The sequence below is a fragment of the Streptomyces sp. NPDC030838 genome (assembly GCF_055572035.1).
On sequence record NZ_JBVIED010000001.1, the window covers coordinates 1575992 to 1586305 of the forward strand.

Sequence of the window (10314 nt, forward strand, 5' to 3'; positions counted from 1 at the left end):
CGACATGGCGTACGACGTCCACGGCACGGTGGCCGAAGGGTTCGAGGGCGTACGGGAGGAGTTCGCGGCGCATCTCGCCGAGGAGCGGCACGATCCGGGAGCGCAGCTCGTCGTCCATCTGGACGGACGGCGGGTGGTGGACCTGTGGGGCGGCGAGGACATCGACGGGGACTCGCTGACGACCCTGTTCTCCATCGCCAAGGGCGCCGCGCACCTGGTCGTCGCGCTGCTGGTGCAGGAGGGCGTGCTCGACCTCGACCGCGAAGTGGCGGCCTACTGGACGGAGTTCGCCGCCGAGGGCAAGGACCGGCTGACCCTGCGCGAGCTGCTGGAGCACCGGGCCGGGCTGGTCGGGGACCCCGAACGCGCCTTCACCGTCGACGAACTGGCGGACGACCGGGTGCTCGCCGCCCGGCTGGCCGGGGTCAAGCCGCTGTGGGAGCCGGGCACCGCCTACGGCTACCACGCCTTCGTCATCGGCGCGCTCACCGGTGAGGTGGTGCGCCGGGTCACCGGCAGGTCCGTGCGGGAGTTGTACGAGGAGCGGATACGGGCGCCGTACGGCCTCGACTTCCACCTGGGGCTGCCCGCCGGGCTGGAGCCGCGCCGGGTGGACGTGCAGCCGCTGGTGCCCACCCCCGCCGAAGAGGCGCTGCTCGCGGAGCGGGCGGCGGCCCCGGACAGCATCCGGGGCATCGCCTTCCAGCAGCACGGGCCCGCGCCCGTCGACCTGGTGGCGTTCGCCAACCACCCCCGGGTACGGGCTCTCGGTCCGACGTCCTCCGGCGGCGTGGGCAACGCGCGCGGCGTCGCCGGGATGTACGCGGCGGCGATCAGCACGGTGGACGGCCGGGCCCCGCTGCTCACCCGGGAGACCGCGGCGCTCTTCGGCGGGCTGCGCACGCCCGGCGGCCCCGACCTCGTCACCGGCACCGACGACCACTTCGGGCTGGGCTTCGAGTACCTGGCCGGACGCTATCCGTTCCTCGGCGAGGACGCCTTCGGGCACAGCGGGGCGACCGGCTCGCTGGGCTTCGCCGATCCGGCGAGCGGGGTGGCGTACGCCTACACGCGGCGCCGCTTCGCCTTCCCGTCCGGCCACGGCGCGGCGCTGGAGAACGGCCGTCTGGCCGAGTCCGTCCTGCGGGCCGCGGCCGGCCGGTGACACTGTGCCCGTGCCCAACTCCGTCTCGGCGAACCTGTCCTGGCCGATCGCCGCGCCGCTGCGAGGACCGCGTGTGCGACTGGAACCGCTGACGGTCACGCACGCGCGAGAAGCCGCGGACATCCTCGATGACGTGCGTCTGCACAAGTGGATCGGGGGTACTCCACCCACCCGGGAAGAATTGGAGCAGCGGTACCGGCGGCAGACCGTCGGCCACTCACCCGACGGCCGGCACGGTTGGCTGAACTGGATGCTGCGAAGGCGGGCCGACGGCAAGCTGGTCGGCACGGTGCAGGCGACGCTCCACCGGTCCCGCCCCGACCGTGTCGAAGCAGAGCTCGCCTGGGTCATCGGCCACGACTTCCAGGGGCAGGGCTACGGCAGGGAAGGGGCCTGCACCATGGCCCGCTGGCTGCGTGCCCAGGGCGTCTCGGGGTTCGTGGCCCATGTGCATCCCGAGCACCGGGCATCGGCCGGGATAGCGAGGGCGCTTGGCATGGAGCCGACAGGCGAGGTGCACGATTCCGAGGAACTGTGGGCTCTCTTCGCCCACCCCCAGGACTGGTCACCTCCCCACACCCGGTAGGAGGCGCCGCCTCCCCGTGCCGGGTGTGATTCCACCGCGTCGGGGCGCCGGGACCCTAGCCTGTGCCGCATGGGTGATCTGCTCCTCGTCCGGCACGGTGAGACCGAGTGGTCACGGTCCGGGCGGCACACCGGATCGACGGACGTTCCGCTGACCGAGCACGGGCGGGAGGAGGCGCGGCGGCTGGTGCCGCTGATCCGGTCGCACCGGATCGGGGCCGCGTTCGTCAGCCCCCTTCAGCGGGCCCGGGAGACCGCGCGGCTCATCGGGCTGGACGGGGTGCGGGTGGACGCGGATCTGCGGGAGTGGGACTACGGCGCCTACGAGGGCGTCACCACCGTCGAGATCCAGCGCGAGCGGCCCGGCTGGTTCCTGTTCCGGGACGGGGTCGCGCCCGGGCCGCCGGAGCGTCCCGGGGAGACGCCGGAGCAGGTCGGGGAGCGGGCCGACCGGATGCTGGCCAAGGTCGACGCGGCGTTCGCCGACACCGAGGGGTGCGTGGTGCTGGTGGCGCACGGGCACTTCCTGCGGGTGCTGACCGCGCGGCGGCTCGGGCTGCCCCCGGCGGACGGCGCGCTGTTCCAGCTGGCCACCGGGACCCTGTGCCGGCTGGGCACCGAGCACGGGCGGCCGGTGGTCGCCGGGTGGAATGTCAGACCCGCGTCGTAGCCTTCGAAGCGGTGGGGACGTCCGTCGCCGGCGCCGGGAAGGAGCATGCCGTGACCCGACCGCCCACCGCCGCGCAGCGGCGGGTGATCGACGCCGCCGATCCGGTCACCGGACGGCTGAAGGGCACCGAGACACAGCTCGCGGCCCTGGTGCGGCACGGGCTCGCCTTCCGGCATCCCCGCCCGCCGCACGACCACTTCCTGACCCCGGCCGGACACCGCCTGCGGGAGGCCGGGCCCACGTCTCCCCCGCCGCCCGAGCCCGCCGCGCGCACCGGCGTGTTCGCCGCGCGCATCGGCGGGGAGGAGGACGCGCCGGAGTCCGGTCAGGCGCGTGTGCGCGAGGTGCACAGCGCCTGGCAGGGGCTGCTGGAGCTGCGCCGCGTGACCAACCCCGACGGCGCCGTGGACCGGCCGTGCGGGTGGGAACGCGGCCATCTCGTGCAGGCCGCCGCGCTCGCCCTGGAGGCCGCCGGGCACCGGCCCGAGGGGCCTCAGGCGGCGGGATACCGGGTGCGGGCCACTCCGCAGCCGGAGGCCGTCGCCGTGCACGCACCGGACGACGCGACGCTGCACGCCTGCGCGGCCACCCTGGAGCGGGCCGGCTGGCAGGTCGGCGCGCACACGGAGCCGCGGACGCGCGCCCGTTATCTGCTGGCCTCGCCACGGCGCGTGTAAGGGAAGGGACACGTGTCAGGATCGGGGCACCAACAACCGTGGCAGGAGAAGAGGAAGTCGTGACCGAGCCGTTTTCCGTTCCGGTGACCGTCCGCGGGTACGAGACCGACACCCAGGGCCACCTGAACCAGGCCGTCTATCTCAACTACGCCGAGCACGCCCGCTGGTCGCTGCTCCAGGCGGCCGGAATCCGCCAGGCAGACCTCCAGGCCCGGGGCGTGGGCCCGGTGGCGCTGGAGACGACCATCCGCTACCGGCAGGAGCTGCTCGCGGGCGACGAGGTCCAGGTCAGCTGCGATTTCGAGTGGGGCGAGGGCAAGACGTTCCGGATACGGCAGAGCATCGTCAAGGCCGACGGCACGGTCGCGGCGGAGATCGAGGCCGTCGGCGGGCTGCTGGACCTCAACGCCCGCCGACTGCTCGCCGATCCCCGCGAGCGGTTCAAGGAACTGGCCGCCGATCCCGCCCTGTTCGGCCTCTGAGCCTTTCTCACATCGCGGTGAAGGCCGCCCGGTGGTCCTCGGCCCACTCCCGGTAGCTCCGCGCCCGGCGGCCGAGGACCTGGCGCACGTCCTCGGTGACGACGGCGTTGCGTCCTTGGCGGACATAGGCGTGGCCGCCCAGGACGCCGGCCACGGCCTCCTCCCCCAGCCCCCAGGTCCGCAGCGACTCCCGGATCTCCTCGGGGGTCAGGTCCCGGGTGGCGACCGGGCGGGCCAGCACGGCGGTGAGCGCCGCCGCCTGGTCGGCGACGCTCACCGTCTCCGGCCCGGTCAGCGTGTACGTGCGTCCCGCGTGCCCCGGCTCGACCAGCGTCCGCGCCGCCACCTCGGAGACGTCACGCGGGTCGACGACCCCCTGCCGTCCGTCGCCGGTCATGTTCGGCACCGGCTCGCCCGCCCGGATCGCCGCCGCCCAGCTCAGCGTGTTGGAGGCGAAGGCGGAGGGCCGCAGTACGGTCCACTCCGCGCCGCTCTCCCGCAGCGCCCGCTCGCCCGGCAGGTGCCAGGCGGCGGACGGGCCGAGGCCGGGGTCACCCGTGGCGATCGCGGAGAGCTTCACCAGGCGGCCCACCCCGGCCGCCCGGGCGGCGGCCACCAGTTCCTCGTCGTGCTGGGCACCCGGGCCGGGCACGCCCAGGAGGAACGCGGCCGTCGCCCCGCTCATCGCCGCCCGCACCGAGTCCGGGTCGCGGTAGTCGCCGCGCACCACGTCCACTCCGGAGGGCAGCCGGGCCGCCCGCTCCGGGTCCCGGGTAAGGGCGCGCACCTTCTCGCCGCGCGCCGCGAGCTGTCGTACGAGTTCACTGCCGATGGTGCCCGTGGCACCGGTCACGAGGATCATGCCGTCCACGGTGCCGGGCATCCCCGCCGTGACTCTTGGAAATTCCGGCACGGTTCAGGGGTCGAACAGGCCGCCCGCCCGCGCATACGGTGAGGTCATGACCACCGCCACGGCCGAGCGCCCGCTGTCCCTGCCCGCCGGGCTGAGCCCGTGGATCACCGACGTCACGGCCACGGCGGCACGGGACGCGGCACCGCTGCCGTACACGTTCGTGCCCGACCCGGCGGTGAAGCTGGTGGTGCGCACCGGACCGGACGGGCGCCGGGACGCCATGGTCGTCGGCCCGCGGACCCGCGCCTCCTACCACGCCCCCGAGCAGCCCGCGTCCTGTGTGCGGCTGAGCCTGGCACCGGGCACCGGCCGCCCGCTGCTGGGCGTGCCCGCGGTGGATCTGGTCGGGCGGGTGGTGCCGCTGGACGCGCTGCCCGGTCCGGCGGCACGCCGGCTCGCGGACCGGCTGCGGGAGGCGGACCCGGAGGACCTGACGCGGCGGCTGGCCGAGGTGCTGCCGGACGGGCTCCCCACGGACGCCGACCGCGAGCGCGCGCGGCTGCTGCGGGCCGCGGTCGCCGCGCTGTCCGTCCGGGAGGACGGCCGGGCGCCGGTGCGGGTCGGCGACGCGGCCCGCCGACTGGCCGTCAGCGAACGCCAGTTGCGCCATCTGTTCACCGAGGGGGTGGGCGTCTCGCCCAAGCACTACGCCCGTATCGCCCGGGTGCGGCAGGTCCTGGCCCGCGCGGCCGGCACCCCGTGGGCCGCTCTGGCCGCCGACACCGGCTACTACGACCAGTCCCACATGACGGCCGACTTCCGCGCCCTGATGGGTGTGCCGCCCCGCGCCTACTTCTCCGGCCGGCTGCCCGGCGCCCGGCCCTGCCAGGCGCTCGCCCGCATCTGAAACCGGGAGTTCGTGCCGGAGGCGCCGGCGGTGAGCGGGCTGGACCGCGACCGGCTGCGCCGGGAGGGGCTCGATCCGGCGCTCGCGCTCGGCCAGTTCACCCGCTGGGTGCGCGAAGTGAGCGCCGACGCGGGTGCCCAGCCGGTGATGTGTGAAGACGCTGTACGCAGCGAAGGCGGGGGTGCCGCTACGGGCCGCCGCCAAGCGCATGCCGCCGGAACTGCTGCCGCGGCGCCGCCACACGCACCCCCATCGCGCTGGACGACGCCGTCGAGCAGGCTGAGCTGTTCGTCAACCTCATGAAGTGGCCGGGGCCCGGGTCGCCGCCCCGGTGATCTCCTCTCCTGCCTCCATCGGGTGGGTGACCTCCTGGGCGTCGCTGCCCTTGCCGAGGTGGTTGAAGACGAAGTTCAGCAGGACCGCGGCGACACAGCCGGTGGAGATGCCGGAGTCCAGGACGATCTTCGCGGTCTCCGGGAAGGCGTGGTAGAACTCCGGCGCGGTGATCGGGATGATGCCGACGGCCAGCGAGACCGCCACGATCAGCACGTTGTTGTCCTTGTCCAGGCCGGCCCGGACCAGGGTCTGGATGCCGCTCGCGGCGACCGAGCCGAACAGGACGACGCCCGCGCCGCCGAGGACCGGACGGGGCACGACGGCGATGAGCGAGGCGGCGATCGGGCACAGGCCCATCAGCACCAGGAAACCGCCGCCGGCCGCGACCACGAAACGGCTGCGGATCTTCGTCATCGCCACCAGGCCGATGTTCTGCGCGAAGGCGCTGCACATGAAGCCGTTGAACAGGGGGCTGATCGCGGAGCCGAGAGTGTCGGCGCGCAGACCGGCGGCGATGGTCTTCTCGTCCGCCGGGCGGCCGACGATCTCGCCGAGCGCGAGCATGTCGGCGGTCGACTCGGTCATCGACACCACCATCACCACGCACAGCGAGATGATCGCGGCGAGCTGGAACTGCGGGGCGCCGAAGTGGAAGGGGGTCGGGAAGCCGACGATGTCCGCGTCCGCGACGGGGCTGAAGTCGGTCACCCCGAGCGGGATCGCCACCAGCGTGCCGACGACCAGGCCGAGCAGCACGGCGATCTGCTTGACGAAGCCTCGGGTGAAGCGGCGCAGCAGGAGCACGATCAGCAGGGTCACGGCGGCCAGGCCCAGGTTGGTGGCGGAGCCGTAGTCGTCCGCGGTGGGGCTGGAGCCCTGGGCCCAGCCGAAGGCGACCGGGAGCAGCGAGATGCCGATCAGGGTGATCACGGTGCCGGTGACGACCGGCGGGAAGAAACGGACCGCCTTGCTGAAGAAGGGTGAGGCGAGGAAGCCGAGCAGGCCCGCGACGATGACCGCGCCGAAGATGATCGGCAGCGCGTCGGACTTGTCGTCGGTGGAGACGACGATCGCGGTCATGGGGGCGACACCGGCGAAGGTGACGCCGTTGACGAAGGGCAGGCGGGCACCGATCTTCCAGATGCCCAGGGTCTGGAGGAAGGTGGCGAGGCCGGCGGTGAAGAGACACGCGCCGGTGAGGAACGTCAGTTCGGTCCCGGAGAGGCCGATGGCCGCGCCGACGATCAGGGGCGGGGCGACGACGCCCGCGTACATGGCGGCCACGTGCTGAAGGCCGGTCGTCGCCATCTTCAGGGGCGGGAGTTTCTCGTCGACGGGGTGCACGCCGGAGCGTGCGTCCGCCTCCTCGGCGGCGTCGGTCGCGGATATGGGCGGTACGGCATCGGGCTGAGCGGCCACGGCGGCTCCTCCGGTCGGTTACACGTCGGCTCTGACGTGGGGTTCAAGGAGGTGGTGCGGGTGGTCGTGCGGGACCGTTGGGGGGTGGCACAGCTGTGAACGGTGACCGTTCCGGGGCGCGCGCGTCCACGCGCGCCCCGGAGACGGCTGCCGTGGATCCCGCTCGGATCCACGGTCCCGGCCGGGAGCCGTCCCTCCCGGCCGGGAGTCCTGGATGGTGTGATCAGCCCTGCGCGGCGATGCGTGCCAGGCGCTGGGCCTCCTCGCGGGTGGACCGGGCGATGGCGTCCTCGTCGACGGTGAGCAGGCGGCCGTTGTCGACGATCTGCCGGCCGTTGACGAAGGAGGCGGTGACCGGGGCGGCCGCGCCGAAGACGAGCGCGGTCACCGGGTCGGCGATGGACGCGTGGGCGAGGGTGTCCAGCTTCCACAGCACCACGTCGGCGAGCTTGCCCGGCTCCAGCGAGCCGATCTGCTGGGCCCGGCCGAGGACCTGCGCGCCGCCGTAGGTGCCGAGGCGCAGCGCCTGGCGGGCGTTGAGCGCCGCTTCCCGGTGCGCGCCGAGGCGGTTGATCAGCAGGGCGTTGCGCAGCTCGGTGTGGAGTTCACCGGACTCGTTGGACGCGGTGCCGTCGACGCCGAGGCCGACCGGGACACCCGCCTTCAGCATGTCGGGGACGCGGGCGATACCGGCGGCGAGGCGGGCGTTGGACGACGGGCAGTGGGCGACGCCGGTGTTCGTGCGGGCGAAGGCGGCGATGTCGGAGTCGGTCATGTGGACGCAGTGCGCCATCCACACGTCCTCGCCGAGCCAGCCCGTGGACTCGAAGTAGTCCGTCGGGCCCATGCCGAACAGCTCGTGGCAGAACTTCTCCTCCTCCACCGTCTCCGAGCCGTGGGTGTGCAGCCGTACGCCGAGGCGGCGGGCCAGCTCGGCGCCGTCGCGCATGAGTTCGGTGGAGACGGAGAACGGCGAGCAGGGGGCGACCGCCACCTGGGTCATGGCGTCGAAGGAGGCGTCGTGGTGCTTCTTGACGGTCTCCTCGGTGGCGGCGAGCGCGCCCTCCAGCGTCTCGACGGCGAAGTCCGGCGGCAGGCCGCCGTCCTTCTCGCTGCGGTCCATCGAGCCGCGGGCCAGCGTGAACCGTACGCCCATCTCGGCCGCGGCCCGGATGATCGAGCCGGACAGGTCGCCCGAACCGTGCGGGAAGACGTAGTGGTGGTCCATGGCGGTGGTGACACCGCCGCGGGCCATCATCGCGAGGGATCCCTGCGCGGCCGAGTACGTCATCCGCTCGTCGATCCGCGCCCAGGTCGGGTACAGCGCGACCAGCCAGTTGAACAGGTTGTGGTCGGTGGCCAGGCCCCGGGTGATCCACTGGTAGAAGTGGTGGTGGGTGTTGACCAGACCGGGCGTGGCCAGATGGCCGCTCGCGTCGATCCGGCGCACCACGTTCTCCAGCCCCTCGGGGGCCTTGCCCGCGCCGACCGACTCGATCCGGTTGCCGGCGAGGACGAGGTATCCGGAGGCGTACTCCGTGTCGCCAGCGTCCACGGTCGCGATCGCGCAGTTCTCGATGACGATGCGCTGGGCTGCCGATGGTGCCATCGTGCTTCCTTGTCTTTCAGTGGCGGCCCGTGAACGGTGGGGTGTCCACGGGAAGGGCACGGCAGGACCCTAGGAGGATTTGAGTGCCGGAACCGGTTGCCGGCCCCGGGTGCCGAGATGATGGAAGAACAGGTTGAGGACGACCGCGACGAGCGCGCCCGCGCTGATGCCCGAGCCGAGCACGGTCTGCGCCCAGGCCGGGAAGCCGGCGTAGAAGGTGGGCGCGGCCAGCGGGATGATGCCGGCGCCGAGCGCCACGGCCACCAGGATGATGTTGGAGCTGTCGTCCAGCCCCGCCTCCGACAGCGTACGGATGCCGCTGACGGCGATCGAGCCGAACAGCACGATGCCCGCGCCGCCGAGGACCGGCATGGGGACCAGGGAGACGACCGCGCCGAGGACCGGGAAGGCGCCGAGGACCAGCAGGGTGGCGCCGGCGACGGCGACGACGTAGCGGCTGCGCACCCGGGTGAGCGAGACGACGCCGACGTTCTGCGCGAAGGCGGAGGTCGGGAAGCCGCCGAAGACCGGGCCGACGAGGGTGGCGATGCCGTCGGTGCGCAGGCCGCGGGTGATGGTCTTCGCGTCGGCGCGGCGGTCGCAGATCTCGCCGAGGGCGAGCATGCCGGCGCTGGACTCGGTCATCAGCACCAGCATCACGATGCACAGCGACAGGATCGCCGCGGGCTGGAACTCCGGCGCGCCGAAGGCGAACGGGGCGGGCAGCGCGGCGACCGGCGCCGACTTGAGGGCGCTGAAGTCGGCCATGCCGAACGGGATGGCGACGAGCGTGCCGACGAGCAGCCCGAACAGCAGGGCGACCTGCTTGACGAAGCCGCGGCCGAAGCGCTGGACGAGCAGGATGACGGCCAGGGTGAAGCCGGCGAGCGCGAGGTACTTCATGGCGCCGAAGTCGGCGGCGGTCTTGTCTCCGCCCTGCGCCCAGCCGACCGGGACGGGCATCAGCGTGACGCCGATCAGGGTGATGACGACGCCGGTGACCAGGGGCGGGAAGAAACGCAGCAGCCGCCCGAAGAACGGCCCGATCGCCAGGCAGAAGACTCCGGCGACCATCACCGCGCCGTAGATGGCGGGGAGTTGGTGGCCCGTGTCGTTGGTCTCGGCGATGGCGAGGATCGGGGCGATGCCGGCCGAGGAGGCCGCGTTGACGAAGGGCAGCCGGTTGCCGACGAAGCCCTTGACGCCGATGGTCTGCAGGATGGTCGCGACACCCGCGATGAGCAGGGACGCGGCGATCAGCCGGGTGCGGGCCGCGAGGTCGAGTCCGCAGGCCTGGCCGATGATGAGCGGAGGAGTGACCACGCCCGCGTACATGGCGGCGATGTGCTGGAGCGCGGCGGGGACGAGCCGCGAGGGGTGAAGCTTCTCGTCCACCGGGTGCACGGACATGACGGCGTCCTCGGTGTGCACCGGCGGGGTGGAACAGGGGGCTTTCGCCGGCCCCTGTGCAGGCTGTGCCATGGGGTTCCCTCCGGTGTGGCGGGGGTCCCCTCCCCCCTTCCCGACCGGAAGAAGAAGCCCCCCCCCCCCCGGCTGTTTCTTTTCCCCAGACCCACACCCCCCCCCCCCCCCCCCCCAACACGGCGCCCC

At 73.3% G+C, this 10314-nt stretch carries 10 protein-coding genes; 6 read left to right on the forward strand and 4 right to left on the reverse strand.

The window, feature by feature from the left end; genetic code table 11:
* Window positions 1-4: 4 nt before the first annotated feature.
* The 5 genes from ACZ42A_RS07040 (at window position 5) to ACZ42A_RS07060 (ending at window position 3579) form a co-directional block, all read left to right on the forward strand.
* Window positions 5-1165: a serine hydrolase domain-containing protein gene (locus tag ACZ42A_RS07040; RefSeq protein ID WP_468526088.1), complete on the forward strand. Its 1161-nt coding sequence runs from the start codon at window positions 5-7 to the stop codon at window positions 1163-1165.
* A gap of 10 nt (window positions 1166-1175) precedes the next feature.
* Window positions 1176-1751, forward strand: a complete 576-nt coding sequence (locus tag ACZ42A_RS07045) for a GNAT family N-acetyltransferase (RefSeq protein WP_468526089.1) — start codon at window positions 1176-1178, stop codon at window positions 1749-1751.
* A gap of 69 nt (window positions 1752-1820) precedes the next feature.
* On the forward strand, window positions 1821-2420 hold the full coding sequence (locus ACZ42A_RS07050; RefSeq protein ID WP_468526090.1) for a histidine phosphatase family protein: 600 nt from the start codon (window positions 1821-1823) through the stop codon (window positions 2418-2420).
* A gap of 50 nt (window positions 2421-2470) precedes the next feature.
* Window positions 2471-3097 carry a hypothetical protein gene (locus tag ACZ42A_RS07055; RefSeq protein ID WP_468526091.1) on the forward strand — a complete coding sequence of 209 codons (627 nt, stop codon included), beginning with the start codon at window positions 2471-2473 and terminating at the stop codon, window positions 3095-3097.
* Window positions 3098-3156: 59 nt separating this feature from the next.
* Window positions 3157-3579 carry an acyl-CoA thioesterase gene (locus ACZ42A_RS07060; RefSeq protein ID WP_468526092.1) on the forward strand — a complete coding sequence of 141 codons (423 nt, stop codon included), beginning with the start codon at window positions 3157-3159 and terminating at the stop codon, window positions 3577-3579.
* Window positions 3580-3586: 7 nt separating this feature from the next.
* On the opposite strand, the gene ACZ42A_RS07065 is transcribed toward ACZ42A_RS07060, so the two are convergent.
* The gene (locus ACZ42A_RS07065) at window positions 3587-4441 is read right to left on the reverse strand and encodes an SDR family NAD(P)-dependent oxidoreductase (RefSeq protein ID WP_468526093.1); all 855 of its coding nucleotides are present in this window, start codon (window positions 4439-4441) and stop codon (window positions 3587-3589) included.
* Window positions 4442-4538: 97 nt separating this feature from the next.
* Between ACZ42A_RS07065 and ACZ42A_RS07070 the strand changes: the two genes are divergently transcribed.
* Window positions 4539-5339: a helix-turn-helix domain-containing protein gene (locus tag ACZ42A_RS07070; protein WP_468526094.1), complete on the forward strand. Its 801-nt coding sequence runs from the start codon at window positions 4539-4541 to the stop codon at window positions 5337-5339.
* 297 nt (window positions 5340-5636) lie between these two features.
* Here ACZ42A_RS07070 and ACZ42A_RS07075 read toward each other — a convergent pair whose 3' ends face one another.
* From ACZ42A_RS07075 to ACZ42A_RS07085, 3 genes are all read right to left on the reverse strand, one after another.
* Window positions 5637-6983, reverse strand: coding sequence for a nucleobase:cation symporter-2 family protein (locus ACZ42A_RS07075; protein ID WP_468526160.1), 1347 nt, complete (start codon window positions 6981-6983; stop codon window positions 5637-5639).
* A 334-nt stretch (window positions 6984-7317) separates the two neighbouring features.
* Window positions 7318-8703, reverse strand: a complete 1386-nt coding sequence (locus ACZ42A_RS07080) for an 8-oxoguanine deaminase (protein ID WP_468526095.1) — start codon at window positions 8701-8703, stop codon at window positions 7318-7320.
* Window positions 8704-8772: 69 nt separating this feature from the next.
* Window positions 8773-10185, reverse strand: a complete 1413-nt coding sequence (locus ACZ42A_RS07085) for a nucleobase:cation symporter-2 family protein (protein ID WP_468526096.1) — start codon at window positions 10183-10185, stop codon at window positions 8773-8775.
* Window positions 10186-10314 lie beyond the last annotated feature (129 nt).